This is a genomic window from Myxococcus sp. MH1, assembly GCF_059738865.1.
On the sequence record NZ_AP026947.1, the window covers coordinates 10,185,866 to 10,203,072 of the forward strand.

The following is a 17,207-nucleotide window of genomic DNA, read 5'->3' on the forward strand; positions in this document are numbered from 1 at the left end:
CGCTGACGAGCGCACCTGCGGATGCAATGCATTGTGAGTTCCTTGAGCAAGGGTGCGCCAACAACGGCAACCCTGGCGGGGGTGGCTCCGGCGGAGGGAGCGGGGGCGGCGGGACAGGCACGGGAGGGGGCGGCGGCAGTGACCCCACCTATCACTTCACGTGCCCGGCTGGTTACCAAGTCTACTGCGTGGATTACCAGAACGGCACGGGCCTGCACTGCACCTGCCGCAAGATCGTCACTCCTGATGGCGGCACGCCGTAAGCAAGGAATCCACTGAATCATGAAGGCAACGATGGTACGCCTGACATTGTGCGTGGTTGGCATCACCATCGTTGCCGGCTTTGCCACGAACTGGCGATTCGGTGTTCCCCACATCGAGAACCCTGCCACAGCTGCATCTTCAACCTCAGAGCCAACACCGTCTGTGCCGTTCGGCCCGAAGCCACCTCTCCATGCCGAGAAAGGGGCGGTGCGAGACGCGCGGCGACAAGCATCCTCGGCGACCGTCAGCGCGATTCCAGCGACCCAGCAGGTGTCAGCCCCTCGTCCGTCCGAGCCCTCCTCCACGCCAGGCGCGGACAGCCTTCTCGGCCCCGACCAGCAAGCGGAAGACGCCGCGCCGGCCACCGAATCCCGGCGCTGCGCCAACAGCTCTGACTGCCCCACGGGGCAAGGCTGCGTGTTCGAACCTCGCGACAGCATCATGAGCTGTCAGTCCTCCAACTGCGCGCGCGATGAGGATTGTGCCCAGGAAGAGGTCTGCCGGCTTGCCAGCAACGTCTCTTCTGGAGCGCCCATCCATCGCTGCATGTCCTCCGGCACGCGCAAGGAAGGCGAGGCGTGTCACCACCTGTCGAGTGACCTCTCCCAGATGTGCGACAGGGGGCTGCGCTGTGTCCAGGGCAAGTGCGGACGCCCTTGTGAATTGAACACCTTGGGGAGCTGCCCCTCGGGGCAGCGCTGCGTCGCAACACCGGGTGGCCCTGGCTGCATGCCGTCATGTCGTGAAGGGCAATGCCCGCAGGGCCAGGAGTGCCTCGAACTCGACGCCGCGCCGGCATGCTTCACCCGCATCGGAAGAAACTGCCTGGATACGGGGTGCGCGGAGGGTGATGTCTGTGAGGTCGACGCGCGTCTCGAGGTCGCCATCTTCGAGTGTCGCAAGAGCTGCAGTCCCTTCAAGGCCCACAGCTGTCCCCCTGGGTCCGTCTGTGGTGCCGGCAGCCAAGGCCGTAGTGTCTGCTACCAAGCCTGCGACTTCGGCGAGCAACTCTGCCCACAGGGACAAGAGTGCTACACGGTGACGGAAGACCTCAAGACCTTTGGATGCCGACAGGTGACAGCCCCTCGGGGATGAACCGCATGTCTTGGTAATCGGGTTACCGAAGTCTCCTCGGAACAATTGAAGGAGCCCGGTGGCGCCGGTAGATTGAGCCTCGACTTCGAGGGCGGAGACGCCTCGGTCCGGAGCTCATCTCGATGAAACTGCTGCATGCGTGTGTCCTGGGTCTGTTCGTCACCAGCGGCTGTGCCACGACGTCCGCTTCACGTCAGGCGCCTCCTTCCCTTCCTGACACGGCCGCGCTGGATGCCGAGGTCGCTCGCGCCATGGCGGCGACGGGCGCCAAGGGGCTGGCCATCGCGGTGATTGACGACGGGCGCGTGGTGGTGACGCGGGCCTACGGCGCTCGCAACGCCCAGGGCGAGCCGCTCCAGACGGACACCGTGATGTATGGCGCATCCATCACCAAGACGGTCTTCGCCTATACGGTGTTGCAGCTGGTGGACGAGAAGAAGCTCCAGCTCGACACGCCCATCTCGCGCTACCTCGACAAGCCGCTCCCGGAGTACCCGGACGAGCAGCGCTACTCGACGTGGTCGCACCTGGCCGATGACGAGCGCTGGAAGCGAATCACGCCGCGCCACCCGCTCACCCACAGCGTGGGCTTCGCCAACTTCGGCTTCCTCGAGCCCGACCAGCGGCTGCGCTTCCACTTCGACCCGGGCAGCCGGTATGCGTACTCGGGGGATGGGCTCATCCTGTTGCAGTTCGTGCTGGAGCGGGGACTCGGACTGGACCTGGGCGCGGAGATGCAGAAGCGCGTGTTCGACCGCTTCGGCATGGTCAACACCAGCATGGTGTGGAGACCGGACTTCGCGAAGAACCTCGCGGACGGGTGGACGATGGAGGGCGCGGTGGAGCCGCACGACGAGCGCAGCACCGTGCGCGCCGCGGGCTCCATGGACACGACCATCGATGACCTGGCGCGCTTCGCCGCGGCGCTGGTGCGCGGTGAGGGCTTGTCGTCACAGTCCTTCGCCGAGCTGACCTCGCCGCAGCTCGCCATCACCACCAAGAGCCAGTTCCCCTCGCTCCAGGCCGAGCTGCCCGTGGAGCAGCGCCGCAAGGACCTGGCCGCGGGGCTCGGCGTGGTGCTGTTCGAGGGGCCGCAGGGGCGCGGCTTCTACAAGGGCGGGCACAATGACAGCACCGGCAACACGCTCGTGTGTCTGCCCGGCGCGCGCCGCTGTGTGCTGATTCTCGCCAACGACGTGCGCGCCGAGAACGCCTTCCCCCAGCTGGTGCGCTTCGTGCTGGGTGAGACGGGCGTGCCGTTCGATTGGGAGTACGGCGACCGGGTCTTCTGGGACGGACGCTGAGCGCTCACGCGCCGCCTTCCGTCTCCTCCGCGAGCGCGGCGTCGAGCTCCGCGCCCAGCGGGTAGATGACCAGATGCCTGGAGGGCTCGCTGCCGTGGCTCACCGCCTCCAGGCGGTAGCGGCTCACCAGACGATGCTGGAGCTTGCGCACGCGGGGCTGGCGCGGTGCGAGCTCCACCAGGACGCCCTCGCGCAGGGCGCGCTGGACGGCGGCCTCGGCCTCGGCCACCGCCTCGCGGACCTCCTCCGCGTCCACGCCCTCCAGCACGTTGAAGAAGCCCTTCAACATCCGGCGCAGCTCCGCGGAGCTGCTGCGCTTCACGGACTCCACCCGCGCGCCGGTCTTCGCCACCACCCGACGCATCCTCGGGTCGTTCGCGTTCGAGCGCAGCGTGACGACGAGGTCCGCCGACTCCAGCCGGCTGACCAGTCGCACCTCCACCGGAATCTCGCGCAGCACCCGCTGCAACAGCTCGCGGCCCACGCCGTGCGGATAGATGCGCGTGGGGCGGGCCGCCGGCGCGGCCCCTTCCTCTTGGGGCTCGTCGACGAACCGCGAGGAGAACCGCGTCTGCCTGGGGCTCGCGGGCTCCGGCGCACGCGGCTCCGGACTCGGTGCCGGCAGTTCGTCAGGTGGCGGAGTGAAGGGCCCCCCGTGCTCGGGCGTCTCACCTGACACAGAGACGCCCTCGGATGCCGGTCCCTCGGGTTCCTCTTCCGTGCTCGACGCGGCTCTTCCTTCCGGAGCCACCGTGACCTGCCTCGCGGGCTCCACCTCCACGCGCCCCGACTGCGCGTCCTGCCTTCGTCGCTCGCCGCCGACGTCCTTGCCGGCCAGCAGCCGGTCCACCGCCTCCGCCGTGTCGCCGTGCACACGCACCTCGTCACGGCCCACCATCTCCACCACGATGTCGAACGTGGGCGGCGACTTGCGCTCGCTCACCGTCTTCTGCGTGCGCCTGCGCCGGGCCTCGTCGTCGCTCAGCGTCACCGTCTGCACCCCGCCCACCAGGTCCGACAGCGTCGGGTTCAACACCAGGTTCTCCAGCGTGTTGCCGTGCGCCGTCGCCACCAACTGCACGCCCCGCTCGGCAATCGTCCGCGCCGCCGACGCCTCCGCCGAGGTCCCGATTTCATCCACGATGATGACCTCGGGCATGTGGTTCTCCACCGCTTCGATCATCACGTCGTGCTGCCGGTCCGGCCGCGACACCTGCATCCGCCGCGCCCCACCAATCCCCGGATGCGGCACGTCCCCGTCCCCACCAATCTCGTTGGACGTGTCCACCACCATCACCCGCTTGCCCAGGTCATCCGCGAGCACGCGCGCCACCTCGCGCAGCTTCGTCGTCTTCCCCACCCCGGGCCGCCCCAACAACAGCAGGTTGCGCCCCGAGCCGATGAGGTCCTTCAACATGTCGATGGTCCCGAACACCGCCCGCCCCACCCGCAGCGTCAGCCCCACCACCTGCCCCCGCCGGTTCCGGATGGCCGACACCCGATGCAACGTCCGCTCGATGCCCGCGCGGTTGTCCTCCCCCGGCGCCCCCACCCGCTCCATCACCTGACGCAGGTCCTCCACCCCCACCGGCGTCTCGCGCAGCCGCACCACCCGGTCCACCAGCCGCGCCTCCGGCACCCGCCCCAGGTCCAACACCACCTCCAACACCTCCGAGGGAGCAAGCGCCCCCACCGCCGTCCGCAGCCCCTCCGGCAACACCTCCACCAGCAACAGGAAGTCATCGGCGACGGCATCGACATGCGGTGAAGTCATGGCGCCTCTCCTCTACCGGAACGCCCGGGGCGGCATCCATGCCCCTCCACCGCAACCTGCTCCCTCCACCACCCTCCCGCACGCCCACCAACGGCACCCCGCTTCCCCTCGACCGCCCTCCTCAGACCCATGGCAGGGCACTGCCCACCCCCTCACCCTCCCCTCGGGACGGCCCCCGCGTTCACCGCCCACCGCCTCGCGCTGGAGAGGGATTTGCTTCGGCCCTCACCGAACTCCGCCTCGGGCGGCTCGGTGAAAGGGGGAAGGTGCAGTGACTTCCAGGTTTCACGAACGGAGGCGACGCCCCTGGCGCGCCCGCGCGAGCACGGGCCTCCTCCTGCTGCTCGCCGCCTGCAAGGGAGACTCGCTGCCCAAGGCCCGCGTCCTCCCCGAGCCGCCGCCCACCCACGCCGAGGGCTGCGAGAACACCTCCGCGGACCCGGGCCGCGTCACCCTGCACCGCCTCAACCGCGCCGAGTACGACGCCACCGTGAGGGATTTGCTCGGCGACACCACCCGCCCCGCGCGCGACTTCCCCGCCGATGACCACGGCTACGGCTTCGACAACAACGCCGACGTCCTCAGCCTCTCGCCCCTGCTGCTGGAGAAGTACGCCACCGCGGCGGAGAAGCTCGTGGAGAACGCCTGGGCCCAGGGCACCGTGCGCACCTGCACCCTGGACGCCACGAACCCAGAGCCCTGCGCACGCGACATCCTCTCGCGCTTCGCCCGCCGCGCCTGGCGCCGCCCCGTGACACCCGAGGAGGTGGACCGGCTGCTCGGCGCGCTCACGCTCGCGAAGCAACACGGAGACCCGCCCGAGGCCGGCGTGAAGCTCGCCCTGCGCACGGTGCTCGTCTCGCCCCACTTCCTCTTCCGCGTGGAGAAGGACCCGCAGGCCACGTCCCTCTCGCCCCATCGGCTGGACGCCTTCGAGCTGGCGAGCCGCCTGTCCTACTTCCTCTGGAGCAGCATGCCCGACGAGGCGCTCCTCCAGGCCGCGGAGCAGGACCAGCTCGCCACGCCCGCGCAGCTGGAGGCCCAGGTGCGCCGCATGCTCGCAGACCCCAAGGCCCAGGCCCTGGTGAGCAACTTCGCCGGACAGTGGCTCTTCACCCGCGCGCTCGCCTCCGCCGAGCCGGACCCGATGCTCTACGGCACCTTCAACGAGGACCTGCGCCAGGCCATGCGCCAGGAGACGGAGCTCGTCTTCCAGGAGTTCCTCACCGGTGACCACAAGCTGCGCGACCTGCTCGACGCGCCGTTCACCTACGTCAACGACGCGCTCGCCGCGCACTACGGACTGCCGCTGCCCGGCAGCGCCACGCCGAAGCGCGTGGACCTGTCCGCGCACCCCGAGCGCCAGGGCATCTTCGGCCACGGCTCGCTGCTCACCGTCACCTCCAATCCGGACCGCACCTCGCCCGTGCAGCGCGGGGTGTGGGTGCTCGAGCAGCTGCTGTGCTCCGCGCCGCCGCCGCCGCCGCCGAACGTCGAGGGACTGCCGCCTCCGGTCAATCCGCTCATGACGATGAAGGAGCGCATGGCGCTGCACCGCAGCCTGCCGCAGTGCCAGGGCTGTCACCGGATGATGGACCCGCTGGGGCTCGCGCTGGAGAACTACGACCCCATCGGCCGCTGGCGGCTCAACGAGGTCAGCGGCGCGCCGGTGGACGCCACGGGGGACCTGCCCGACGGCGCCGTGCTCAACGGTGGCGCGGACATGCGGCGCTTCGTCAAGGAGGACCCGAAGCTGCCCGCGTGCATCACCGAGCACCTGCTCACGTACGCGCTCGGCCGGGGCATGTCCGAGGCCGACGCGTGCGTGGTGCGCGAAATCTCCGCCTCCGCGGAGGCCAGCGGCGGGCGGCTCGTCGACTACATCCTCGCCATCGTCCTCAGTGACTCGTTCACCTCCCGGCGCGGCGACACGGAGGCCCAGACGCCATGAGCCACAAGCGGCCACTCTCCCGTCGAACCTTCCTGCGCGGCACGGGCGCGCTGATGGCGCTCCCGTTGCTCGAGCGCATGGTCTCCACCGCCCACGCCGCCGAGGCGCCCCTGGCCCCTCGCCGCCTGGCCGTCTTCTACGTGCCCAATGGCATCCACATGCAGAAGTGGCTGCCCGCCGGCACGGGCGCCGCCTGGGAGCTGACGCCCACGCTCCAACCCCTGGCGACGGTGAAGAGCGACGTGCTCGTCATCAGCGGGCTCACCAACGACGCGGGCAGGCCCGACGGCGACGGCCACCACGCCGCGGGCACCGCCGCGCTCTTGTCCTGCATGAAGGCCGTCAAGACGGAGGGCACCGACTTCCGCGCGGGCATCTCCATGGACCAGGTCATCGCCCGACACCTGGCCCAGCAGAAGGCCACGCGCTTCGCCTCGCTGGAGCTGGGCAACGACGCGGGGCGCGGCATCGGCAACTGTGACTCCGGCTACGCGTGCCCCTACGCCAACAACATCTCCTGGGCCGGGCCTCGCACGCCCATGGCCAAGGAGGTGCGCCCCAAGGCCGTCTTCGACCGGCTCTTCGGCGGCATGGACCCCGGCTCCACCCAGGCCCAGGTGGAGAAGCGCCGCGCCTATGGCCTGAGCATCATCGACTTCGTGCGCGAGGACGCCACGTCGCTCCAGAAGCAGCTCGGCGTGACGGACCAGCGCAAGCTGGAGGAGTACTTCACCAGCGTGCGAGATTTGGAGAAGCAGCTGGAGGTCCTGGGGCAACAGGTGCCCGTGTGCGGCGCCCAGGTGTCGCCCGTCGACAACGAGGACCCTCGCGCCAAGACGAAGGCGATGATGGACCTCATCGTCCTCGCCTTCCAATGCGACCTCACCCGCGTGGCGACCTTCATGCTCGCCAACGCGCGCAGCAACAAGGTGTACGGCTTCCTCGGGCTCAGCGGCGGACACCATGCGTACTCGCACCACCAGTTCGTCCCGGCCAACTTCGACGCGCTCTCACGCATCGACCGGTGGGAGGTGGAGCAGTACGCCTACCTCGTGCGGCGGTTGAAGGAGAGCCGGGATGCCAGCGGCGCGTCGCTGCTCGACAGCTCGATGGTCTACTTCACGAGCGAGCTGGAGGACGGCAACGGGCACATCCATCGCAACCTGCCCGTGCTCATCGCCGGCCGGTGTGGCGGCGCGGTGGGCACCAACCGACACCTGCGCGCGACGGGCCTGCCCATCGCCAACCTCTACATCTCCATGATGCGGGCCATGGGCGTCCCCGGAATCACGACTTTTGGCTCGGACGGTACGGGGGAATTGCCGGGATTCGGGGGGTAGCGCCCGACCTCGCGGCATGGACGCAAAACGTCACCATGCATGGACGGACGTCCTGACGCATCATCCTCGGCATGCGTCCGTCTTCCGTGCTCCGCGCAGTCGTCCTGCTCCTGCTCGTGTTTCCTCCCGGCTGCGCGTCGGCCTCGAAGTCCAGCGCGCGCAAGGCCGCGCCGCCCCAGCGGGCCTCCGCCAGCGCGCCCCGGGGACAGCAGGCCCGGAGCGCTCCGCAGACCCGGCCCGCGCAGCCCACGGCGAAGGACTTCGCGCGCGACATGGTGGAGGCCCACAACCAGGCGCGCGCCCAGGCGCGGCCCACGCCGAAGCCCGCGCTGCCGCCGCTCGTCTGGTCCGACGAGGCCGCTCGCCAGGCCGCCTCCTGGGCCAGGGCCTGCAAGTTCGAGCACAACCCGGAGCGGGGTGAGTACGGCGAGAACCTGGCCGCCGCCACGCCGGATGCGTGGACCACGCCGCAGGTGGTGAAGAGCTGGGCGGACGAGGTCTCCGATTACGACCACGCTCGCAACACGTGCAAGAAGGGCAAGGTGTGCGGGCACTACACGCAGGTGGTGTGGCGCAAGACGACGGCCGTGGGCTGCGCCACCGTGACGTGCAAGAAGAACTCGCCCTTCGGGGCCGACTTCCCCACGTGGCAGCTGTGGGTCTGCAACTACGCGCCGCCCGGAAATTTCGTGGGACAGCGGCCCTACTGAGACGCGGTGTCGCCGTGGGAGGGTGCGTGGGTGCGTACACCTTCCGGAGGCCCGTGGCGCCGTCGATAATCGCGGGATGAACCGCTCCTCCGTCCGACGTCTGCTGGCCCTCGGTCTGCTCGTGCCCTGCCTCGCCACCGGCTGCGGCTCCGATGATGACAACGATGACGACACGCCTTCGGGGGATGCGGGGACCCCGGATGGAGGGGGCTCGGGCAGCCCGGACTCCGGTACGCCCGACTCGGGCTCCGGGTCGCTGTCGCAGTTCGCGCAGGACATGCTGACGGGGCACAACGCCACGCGGGCCTCCGCCAGGCCCACGCCGAGCCCCGCGCTGGAGCCGCTCGGCTGGGACACGGGCGCGGAGGACGTGGCGAAGGCGTGGGCGGCGAAGTGCCAGTGGGGGCACAACCCCAACCGCGGCCCCTACGGTGAGAACATCACCGCGGCCACGCCCAACTCCATGTCCACGCTGGAGGTGGTGAAGGGCTGGAGCGATGAGGCCGTCGACTACAACTACGCCAACAACTCGTGCGCGTCGGGCAAGCAGTGCGGCCACTACACGCAGGTGGTGTGGCGCGACACGAAGCGCGTGGGCTGCGCCACCGTGACTTGCACGGAGAACTCGCCGTTCGGCAGCAGGTTCCCCACGTGGCAGTACTGGGTCTGCAACTACGCGCCGCCGGGGAACTACACGGGACAGAAGCCCTACTGAGATGCCAGGGCGCGCAGCCATGCGGAGAGGGTGTCCAGCGCCTGCCGGGACAGCGTCTCCACGGCGGGCGACTCACGCGTGACCACGGCGAGAGCGTGGTCCGCGCCTTCGATGACCTTTACTTGTGCGCGGTCGTTCGCACCGGCGCGCTTCGACAGCCCCTGGTTGAGCGCTCGCGCCGTGAGCGCGGCGGGGGTCGTCTCGTCGCGCTCGCCCAGCAGCGCGAGCACGGGGCCTCGCACGCGTGGCAGGTCCTCGGCCGCGTCGTAGGACAGAACTTCGCGCCACAGCGGACGCTGGCGCTCCAGGAAGCGCTCCACCGTCACGTCTCCGAGTGACGACAGCGGCGTCACCGCGAGCCAGCGCTTGCGCTTCGCGCGCTGGAAGTGGAAGTCGAGCGTCTTGCGTGCACGGGCCTCGCCGCCGTCCTCGTACAGGCGCGCGTCGTGGAGCACCTCGAGGAACTCGTTCAGGTCCACCAGCTCCGGCCCGGTGAGGCCGCGCTTGCGGCCCTCGTTGCGCATGCGGTGCTGCTCCTGCTTCCACACCGCGCCGGCTCCGCCCGAGATGAGGATGAGGAAGCCCACCTCCTGCGGCGCGCGCGCCGACGCGTTCACCGCGGTCCACGCGCCTTGCCCGAAGCCCATCAGCCCTACCCGAACCGAGGGGCCCAGCCGCTGCCGCAGCAGCCGCACCGCCGCGAGGCCGTCATCCCCCTGCGCCTTCAGCCCTTGCTGGAGAGCGTCTTCGGTCGTGCGGCCGTCATCGCCCGGCCTCTTCAGTCCCGGCTGGAGAGCGTCATCGGTGGTGCGCTTGTCATCGCCCTGCGTCTTCAGCCCCGGCGCGCGTGTGGCATCGGTGGCTCGGCCATCACGACCCTGCGCGCTCAGCCCCGTCCCACGTGCGTCGTAGGTGAGCACCGTGAATCCATGCTCCACCAGCAGCGCCGGATAGGGCTCCAGCGCCGCGCGAGAGCCCCGCCCCACGTCGTGCAGCAGCACCACCGCGTTCCTGGGCACTCCCGTCCCCGGCAGCCACAGGGTCGCCGGCAGCTCCGCGCCCTCCACGGACACCGTCACCGCCTCGGTGCGCACCGGCGCCGGCGCGAGCACCATCGGCTCCGCGCTCACCCCCGTGAGCACCAGCTCCGGCGATCGCCACGTGACGCGCGCCTCCGGACGGCTTCCCGCGAGCGCCCACACCCCGGGCTCCCTCGGCTCCAACCGCCAGCGCCGCCGCGAGGCGAAGTCCATCAGGAACGGGGCCGTGCCCTCCCCCGCCACCCGCACCAGCCCTCCGTCCGGCCGACGCCAGACCCCCTCGACGGGGACCGTCGCCCGGGACGCCCAGGCCCCGCTCCCGACGAGCACCAGCCCCAGGACCACCACCACGCTCACACCCAGCCTCGGCACGCCACGCCTCCGATGATTTGACGCGCGCGCGTTCAAGCCGACCCGGGGCCCCGGACGCAACACCGTGTCGCGTCCGGGCTCGCTCGTGTGGACCGCTGGACACTCCCACTCAGCGCTTCAGGTGGTGCTCCAGGAACATCGACGTCTCCGCCCACGCCCTGGCGGCCGACTGCTCGTCGTAGCGCGCCCCCGAGGGGTTCGCGAACGCATGCTCCCCATCCAGCTCGACGATGCGGTGGGCAATCCCCAGCTGGTCCAGCGCCGCGCGGAACTCCGCCACCTTCTCCAGCGGAATGGACGCGTCCCGCGTCCCGAAGATGCCCAGCACCGCCGCGCGGATGGTCGACAGCTCGTTCACGTCCGTCACCGGGCTACCGTAATAAATCACCGCCGCGTCCAGCTCCGGCACCAGCATCGCCGTGCGCAGGGACATGCTCCCGCCGAAGCACCACCCCAGGCTGCCCGTACGCGTGGCCTTCACGCGCGCGTCCTCCTGGAGGAACTTGTGCGCCGCCACCAGCGTCTGCCCCGCGCGCGCGTGGTCCACCGCCTTCACCAGCGCCAGCGCCTCCTCGGACGTGGTGGCCACCTTGCCGCCATACAGGTCCACCGCCAGCGCCGCGTAGCCGTTGGCCGCCAGCCGGTCCGCCCAGTGCTTGATGTGCGAGTTGAGCCCCCACCACTCATGGAGGACCAGCACCGCCGGCAGGGGCCCCTTCGCGCCCTCGGGCAGGCTCAGGTACATCTTCGTCCCGGCCACCTCCACCTCCTGCCCCTTCAGCTCGGGCGGCGCGTCGTCGCGCAGGGTGTGCATGGCCTTGAACTCCGCCTCGGAGACCGCGCCCGTGGGAGAGGGCTCGCGCCGCACCTCCACCGGCTTGCCCCGCGTGCAGCCTGAGACCAGCAACAACACACCCAACCACAGCAGGTGACGGTGCATGAACGCTCCTTCGCGCCCTGAGGCGCTCGCATGACTGCAAACGAAGAGGGCCGGCAGGGAGCATCCCCGCCAGCCCTCCATGTGCCCACGCTCCAATGACTGGAGCGGGCCGGACTACTTCTTCTGCTCGGCGGACGGAGGCGTCGCGGGAGCGGCCGGCGCGCCAGCGGGGGGGGCCTCGGGCGGCTTGACGATCTCCAGCAGCTCCACCTCGAACACCAGCGCCGAGCCGCCCGGGATGTTCGGGGGCGCGCCGCGGTCGCCGTAGGCGATGTCGGACGGGCACACCAGCTTGGCCTTGCCGCCGACCTTCATCTTCTGCACGCCCTCCGTCCAGCACTTGATGACGCCCTGGAGCGGGAACTGCGTGGGCTCGCCACGCTTGTAGGAGCTGTCGAACTCGGTGCCGTTGGGCAGCGTGCCCTTGTAGTGCACCTTCACGATGTCCGTGGCCTTCGGGGACTCACCGGTGCCGGGGGTGATGTCCTTGAACACCAGGCCGGACTCCGTCTTGGTGGCGCCGGACTCCTTGGCGGCCTCGTCCAGGAACTGCTTGGACTTCTCCTTCTCCTTCTCCGCCTTGGCGGTGGTGCGCGCGCGCGCCAGCTCCTGGAGCTTCGGCCCGTACGTCTCCAGCTCCACCGCGGGCTTGTCGCCCTTCACCTGGGCGTTGAGGCCCGCCTTGACGTACTCCAGCTCCTCCGGAGTCATGTCGAACACGCTGATGCTCTTGCCGATGGACAGACCGAGCGCGTACAGCGTCTTCTGGTCCTCGGTCTGCGGGTTGGCCGCCGCGCCCGCCGTCGCCGTGGCGGTGGCGCCCCCGTCCTTCGCACCCTGCGGCTGGCACGCCGTCAGGCTCAGCATCATCGCAACCAGACACATCTTCCGCATGTGTTTGCCCTTCCTTCGCTTGTGGCCGCGGCGGCGAAAGCGCGCCGCCAATCTCTCGTTCCGGAGGGGCGACTTACTACAGAAACGCGCGTCCTTCCTCTTGGCGCCGCACCGCGACGCCCATCCGCCGCCCTCGTTTCATCCGAGTAGGATATTTCTCCACCCACCATCCCGAGGCCCTACGAACGCGAAGGGACTCCGGGCTCGAGCGTCAACAAGCGCCAGGGCGGCGCAGGTACGCGAGGAGCGGCTCGCGCAGGGGGCCCAGGCGCTTGTAGCCGCTCAGGTCGTCCGGGACGGTGGCGAGCACGCGGGCCAGGCGCTGGCGGCGCTCGGGCGTGGGCACCTCGCCGGCCACCGGGGCCACGTAGGTGTGGATGGTGAAGAGGATGGCGCCCGTCTGGGGCAGGCGGCTCAAGGTCTGCCGCTCCAGGCGCAGGAAGCAGCGCTCCCCGGCGTTGTCGGGGGTGAGGCCCTCGAAGAGGTGGCGCCACTCGGAGAAGGAGCGCGGCTCCATGCACAGCCTGTCGGTGACGGTGACGGCCCAGTTGCAGCGGGTGACGGGGCGGCCCGGCTTGAGGCCCTCCAGCAGCTTCAGCGTGCCGCGGCCCATCTGCTCGGCGAAGCCCGGCACCGGCGCGTGCACCGCGAGCAGGGACTTGCCCAGCTTCTCCCCCAGGCTCCAGCCGGAGGGGAAGCAGAGCTGTCCGGCGATGAGCGGGCAGCCCTCGCGCGTGCCGTCCAGCACCAGCAGGTCCTCCTGCACCTGCCTCCCCACCCAATCCAGCGGCGCGAACGGCAGGCCGTCCTCCTGGCCCGGCGTGAAGGAGGCCGCGTCGCCCGTGAGCGTGTTGTGCCAATGCCAGCGCCCGTCGTCGTCGACCCGCAGGGTGAACGACTCCGGTGTCTGCTCGGCCATGCGCGACAGCAAGAGCCGCAACACCTCCCACTGCTGGGGCCCGGTGCCCGGCTGCGCCTGGAAGCGCGCGTGCGGGTCCTCGCCGAGCAGCGAGGCTTTCAACGCCAGCTCAGCGCGATAATGCGCTGCGTCTACCTCGATGAGTGTTTCACCGGGACGCAAGGCGCGCACTCCAAGTGCCATGGCGTAGGCGTCCTGCTCGAAGGGGAAGTAGGGCAGCACGTGGACGAAGCTCCGACCCGAGAAAAATACAGCCTGCCATTCCTTGCACATCGCAGCGCGTCACGAAACCCAGGCGCGAAGGAAATCCTCACCTCACCCTTGAGGTCGGGCGCGGGCGGGATGAGGATTCGCGCCATCCCTTGGCCCCGCCCCGCTCCGCTCCCCGTCGAGACACGAGGGGGGCATGGCCGACTCCTGGAGGAACCCTGATGAACCGTCTGTCACGTGCCGTGCTCGTCGCCGCGCTGAGTCTGCTGGCCCTTCCCGCCTGCTCGGACGACGACGAGGACCGTCAGTTCGCGAGCCCCAACCCGAGCCCGGGAGAGCCCGCGACGGACGCCGGCACGCCCGACTCCGGCACGCCGGACTCAGGTGACGTGTGGCCCGCCGAGTTCTCGTGTACCGATGCGCAGCGCAAGACGCTGACCTTCAATCCGGGTCAGGAGCAGGACCTGCAGAACGCCGTCAATGACTTGCAGCCGTGCACCACGGTGCAGCTGGGCGCGGGCACGTTCAAGTTCAACAACGCGGTGACCATCCGCCAGGACGGCATCACCATCGTCGGCGCGGGTCGGGGCGCGCAGGGCGAGGGCACCGGCGGCGCCGCCAGCACCGTGCTGGACTTCTCCAACGCAGTGGCCAACACCAACGGCCTGGACGTGGTGGGCAAGCTGTTCACGGTAAAGGACGTGGCGCTGTGGAACGCGAAGAAGGACGCGCTGCGCGTGGAGAACTCGTCCAACGTGTTCATCCAGCGCATCCGCACCGAGTGGGCGGTGGAGAACGACGAGAACAACGGCAAGTACGGCATCTACCCGGTGAAGTCGCGCTACGTGCTCATCGAGGACTGCGAGGCGTACAACGCCGCGGACGCGGGCATCTACGTGGGCCAGACGCGCTACACCATCGTCCGGCGCAACATCGCGAAGAAGAACGTGGCGGGCATCGAAATCGAGAACACGCGCTTCGCCTACGTGGAGGGCAACACGGCCATCGACAACACCACGGGCCTGGTGGTGTTCGACCTGCCGGGCAACCCCATCAAGGGCACCGACATCCTCATCACCAAGAACACCATCACGGGCAACAACCGGCCGAACTTCGCGTCGGTGACGGCCAGCAGCAGCACGGTGTCGCAGGTGCCGGCGGGCACGGGCACGTTCATCCTGGCGTCGCGCCGGGTGGAGTTCGTGGGCAACACGTGGGGTGACAACGGCTCCGTGGACATCGCGGTGCTCAGCGGCCTGGCCATCGAGCCCAACCCCATCCTGTGGTCGGCGGGCTTCTTCAACTTCAACACGGGCGATGTGTCCATCCACGACAACACGTTCCTGGGTGGCAGCGGCGCGAACGTGGACAACGGCCAGCCGGACCTGCAGAAGCGCCCGCTGGGCGCGCTGATGTTCAACCTGTACGCGTACGGCAAGGCGGTGCACGGCGTGGAGCGCGTGGAGCACGTGCTGTGGGACGGCATCGACCCGGCGCCGCGCGCCGAGGGCCGCGAGCCCAACGCGCTGAACCTGTGCTTCTACAACAACACGGTGCCGGCCACGACGAAGCAGGCGGTGGTGGACCTGGACCTGCAGTCGGTGCAGGCGTACCTGACGGCGCAGACGCCCAACCCGGCGGCGGCGTGGGCCGCGACGGCGCGCTACGACCAGGGCGCCGAGCCGTTCAACTGCCGCGGCTTCGCGCCCGCGCTGGACCTCCCCTGAAGTGAGCGGACCGAGGACGCCCGTCGCCATGCGCGCGCCGTACACGAAACATCTGGGCCTCGCCGCGGTGCTGCTCGCCGCGGCGGTGGCCGCCTGCTCCGGTGACGAGGACCCACCGGGCAACGAGCCCACGCCGGACGCGGGCAATCCCTCGCAAGGGGATGCCGGCACGCCGGACGCGGGTGCGCCGGACTCGGGCCCGGACGCGGGGCCCCCCGACGCGGGGGTGCCGGACGCGGGTCCCCCCGACGCGGGCACGCCCGACGCCGGGCCTCCGGGCACGGTGGTCATCCCGAACAAGCTGTCGGACCTGAAGCTCTTCACGGGCACGCCGGCGACGGGGGACTTCCAGCCCGTGGCGGGCAACATCCCGTACGAGCTGACCACGCCGCTGTTCTCCGACTACTCGCTGAAGTCCCGCACGCTGTACGTGCCGGACGGCAAGAAGGCGCTGTATTCGGCGAACGACGTGTTGGACCTGCCGGTGGGGACCATCATCACCAAGACGTTCGCGTACCCGGCGGACTTCCGGGAGCCGGACAAGAATGTGCGCCCGCTGGAGACACGCATCCTGGTGCGACAGCCGAGCGGCTGGGAGGCGTATCCCTACGTCTGGAACGACGCGCTGACAGAGGCGACCAAGGTCGTCGGCGGCTACGTATTCGAGAACTTCGAGTTCATCGACGCCGAGGGCGTGAAGAAGACGTTCAACTACCTGGTACCCCAGCGCAACCAGTGCCAGAAGTGCCACCACGAGGTGGACGCGCAGGACAACCAGTACCTGGTGCCCATCGGCGTGAAGGCGCGCTACCTCAACCGGGAGCACGTCTACGACGGGCAGCCGGTGAACCAGCTCCAGCACCTGGCGGCGCTGGGGAAGCTGGGCAACCTGCCTTCCGCCAACATCCCCCGCGCGCCGAACGCGTTCGACGCCACGGAGGCCACGGTGGCCGAGCGGGCGCGCACGTACCTGGACATCAACTGCGCGCATTGCCACAACCCGAAGGCGCAGCCGGGCATCACCAGCCGGCTGTTCCTGGACATCAAGACGACGGACGAGTTCAGCCTGGGCTACTGCAAGCGCCCGGGCTCCGCGGGCAGCGGCGTGGGCGGTGAGTTCGACATCGTCCCCGGAGACCACTCCACGTCCATCCTCTGGTACCGGCTGCACACCGAGGAGTCGGGGAAGATGATGCCGGAGATTGGCCGCGCCCTGCGCCATGACGTGGGCTCGCAGCTCATCGCCGATTGGATTGACGCCATGCCGCCGCGGTCCTGCAAGTAGCGGCGCGACAGTCCTGGGTGTGGATGAAGGCCCTTCGCCGCTGCCCCTTCGAGGCACGGCGGAGGGCCTTCGCCTTGTCGGGCCTCAGCGAGTCGGCCGCACCCGGCGGCGGCGCGCCGCGTCCTCACCGCCCAGCGACACGAGCATGCCGGCCAGGAGCGTGCGGGCCTCCTGCAGCGGGCCTTCGCCATGCTGGCGCTCGAAGCGCTTCTGGAGCGCGGAGCGCAGCGCCCGGGACTTCTCCACCGACGCGAGCCCGCGGGGCGACAGGGCCACCTGACGCACGCGCGCGTCCCCGGTCTCCGTCTTGTCCACGTAGCCTAGCGACTCCAGCTCCGCGACGGACTTGGACGCCGCCTGCTGCGTCACCCCCAACAGCTTCGCCAGCTCGCTGATGGAGCGCGCGCCGCCCAGCAGGTGCTGGAAGACATGGCCGTGCGAGTGGCGCAGCCCGGTGAAGCCCGCGCCGTGGAGCTCCTCCAGCACCTGGTCGTTCATCCGCTGCCCCACGAAGAGGGCCAGGTACCCCAGGTCCAGCGACTCGGGGCGCACGTCCACGTCTTCCATCCGGCGTGACATGCGCCACTGTGTCGCATTCACATCCCGGGTTGTGCAATGCGGGTCCTCCCTGGACCTGGCCTTGTCGTCGTCGACCCGTGGGTCCTTT

At 69.8% G+C, this 17,207-nt stretch carries 13 protein-coding genes; 7 read left to right on the forward strand and 6 right to left on the reverse strand.

What is annotated here, in order from left to right:
• Positions 1-1,481 precede the first annotated feature (1,481 nt).
• Positions 1,482-2,663, forward strand: a complete 1,182-nt coding sequence (locus tag AC6JA9_RS40380; protein WP_223783849.1) for a serine hydrolase domain-containing protein — start codon at positions 1,482-1,484, stop codon at positions 2,661-2,663.
• 4 nt (positions 2,664-2,667) lie between these two features.
• Here AC6JA9_RS40380 and AC6JA9_RS40385 read toward each other — a convergent pair whose 3' ends face one another.
• Positions 2,668-4,437, reverse strand: coding sequence for a R3H domain-containing nucleic acid-binding protein (locus tag AC6JA9_RS40385; protein WP_497958740.1), 1,770 nt, complete (start codon positions 4,435-4,437; stop codon positions 2,668-2,670).
• A gap of 271 nt (positions 4,438-4,708) precedes the next feature.
• Between AC6JA9_RS40385 and AC6JA9_RS40390 the strand changes: the two genes are divergently transcribed.
• The 4 genes from AC6JA9_RS40390 (at position 4,709) to AC6JA9_RS40405 (ending at position 9,153) form a co-directional block, all read left to right on the forward strand.
• On the forward strand, positions 4,709-6,388 hold the full coding sequence (locus tag AC6JA9_RS40390) for a DUF1592 domain-containing protein (protein ID WP_497958741.1): 1,680 nt from the start codon (positions 4,709-4,711) through the stop codon (positions 6,386-6,388).
• On the forward strand, positions 6,385-7,728 hold the full coding sequence (locus AC6JA9_RS40395) for a DUF1552 domain-containing protein (protein ID WP_408888765.1): 1,344 nt from the start codon (positions 6,385-6,387) through the stop codon (positions 7,726-7,728). The genes AC6JA9_RS40390 and AC6JA9_RS40395 overlap by 4 nt, the downstream gene beginning before the upstream one ends.
• 71 nt (positions 7,729-7,799) lie before the next feature.
• Positions 7,800-8,438 carry a CAP domain-containing protein gene (locus tag AC6JA9_RS40400; protein ID WP_223750370.1) on the forward strand — a complete coding sequence of 213 codons (639 nt, stop codon included), beginning with the start codon at positions 7,800-7,802 and terminating at the stop codon, positions 8,436-8,438.
• A 76-nt stretch (positions 8,439-8,514) separates the two neighbouring features.
• Positions 8,515-9,153: a CAP domain-containing protein gene (locus AC6JA9_RS40405; protein ID WP_223750371.1), complete on the forward strand. Its 639-nt coding sequence runs from the start codon at positions 8,515-8,517 to the stop codon at positions 9,151-9,153.
• Here the strand turns inward: AC6JA9_RS40405 and AC6JA9_RS40410 are convergent.
• From AC6JA9_RS40410 to AC6JA9_RS40425, 4 genes are all read right to left on the reverse strand, one after another.
• Positions 9,147-10,550: an alpha/beta hydrolase gene (locus AC6JA9_RS40410; protein WP_497958742.1), complete on the reverse strand. Its 1,404-nt coding sequence runs from the start codon at positions 10,548-10,550 to the stop codon at positions 9,147-9,149. The two genes, AC6JA9_RS40405 and AC6JA9_RS40410, sit on opposite strands and share 7 nt — an antisense overlap.
• A gap of 124 nt (positions 10,551-10,674) precedes the next feature.
• Positions 10,675-11,505 (reverse strand): dienelactone hydrolase family protein, encoded by an 831-nt coding sequence (locus AC6JA9_RS40415; RefSeq protein ID WP_223783843.1) that lies wholly within the window; start codon positions 11,503-11,505, stop codon positions 10,675-10,677.
• 114 nt (positions 11,506-11,619) lie between these two features.
• The gene (locus tag AC6JA9_RS40420) at positions 11,620-12,399 is read right to left on the reverse strand and encodes an FKBP-type peptidyl-prolyl cis-trans isomerase (protein WP_223750374.1); all 780 of its coding nucleotides are present in this window, start codon (positions 12,397-12,399) and stop codon (positions 11,620-11,622) included.
• A 211-nt stretch (positions 12,400-12,610) separates the two neighbouring features.
• Entirely contained in the window at positions 12,611-13,540 is a 930-nt protein-coding gene (locus AC6JA9_RS40425; protein WP_483579087.1) for a heme-dependent oxidative N-demethylase family protein, read from the reverse strand.
• Between the two features lie 209 nt (positions 13,541-13,749).
• On the opposite strand from AC6JA9_RS40425, the gene AC6JA9_RS40430 reads away from it, so the two are divergent.
• Complete coding sequence (locus AC6JA9_RS40430) at positions 13,750-15,255, forward strand: parallel beta-helix domain-containing protein (protein ID WP_223750376.1); 1,506 nt, start codon at positions 13,750-13,752, stop codon at positions 15,253-15,255.
• A 28-nt stretch (positions 15,256-15,283) separates the two neighbouring features.
• Positions 15,284-16,540: an SO2930 family diheme c-type cytochrome gene (locus AC6JA9_RS40435; protein WP_305070696.1), complete on the forward strand. Its 1,257-nt coding sequence runs from the start codon at positions 15,284-15,286 to the stop codon at positions 16,538-16,540.
• Positions 16,541-16,624: 84 nt separating this feature from the next.
• Here AC6JA9_RS40435 and AC6JA9_RS40440 read toward each other — a convergent pair whose 3' ends face one another.
• Positions 16,625-17,119: a MarR family winged helix-turn-helix transcriptional regulator gene (locus AC6JA9_RS40440; protein WP_223750377.1), complete on the reverse strand. Its 495-nt coding sequence runs from the start codon at positions 17,117-17,119 to the stop codon at positions 16,625-16,627.
• Positions 17,120-17,207 lie beyond the last annotated feature (88 nt).

Bases quoted from the DNA above. Each gene is read 5' to 3' on its own strand.
- AC6JA9_RS40420 (WP_223750374.1), bottom strand. From the start codon at position 12,399: ATGCGGAAGATGTGTCTGGTTGCGATGATGCTGAGCCTGACGGCGTGC.
- AC6JA9_RS40395 (WP_408888765.1), top strand. From the start codon at position 6,385: ATGAGCCACAAGCGGCCACTCTCCCGTCGAACCTTCCTGCGCGGCACG.
- AC6JA9_RS40405 (WP_223750371.1), top strand. From the start codon at position 8,515: ATGAACCGCTCCTCCGTCCGACGTCTGCTGGCCCTCGGTCTGCTCGTG.
- AC6JA9_RS40400 (WP_223750370.1), top strand. From the start codon at position 7,800: ATGCGTCCGTCTTCCGTGCTCCGCGCAGTCGTCCTGCTCCTGCTCGTG.
- AC6JA9_RS40380 (WP_223783849.1), top strand. From the start codon at position 1,482: ATGAAACTGCTGCATGCGTGTGTCCTGGGTCTGTTCGTCACCAGCGGC.
- AC6JA9_RS40435 (WP_305070696.1), top strand. From the start codon at position 15,284: ATGCGCGCGCCGTACACGAAACATCTGGGCCTCGCCGCGGTGCTGCTC.
- AC6JA9_RS40440 (WP_223750377.1), bottom strand. From the start codon at position 17,119: ATGTCACGCCGGATGGAAGACGTGGACGTGCGCCCCGAGTCGCTGGAC.
- AC6JA9_RS40430 (WP_223750376.1), top strand. From the start codon at position 13,750: ATGAACCGTCTGTCACGTGCCGTGCTCGTCGCCGCGCTGAGTCTGCTG.
- AC6JA9_RS40385 (WP_497958740.1), bottom strand. From the start codon at position 4,437: ATGACTTCACCGCATGTCGATGCCGTCGCCGATGACTTCCTGTTGCTG.
- AC6JA9_RS40415 (WP_223783843.1), bottom strand. From the start codon at position 11,505: ATGCACCGTCACCTGCTGTGGTTGGGTGTGTTGTTGCTGGTCTCAGGC.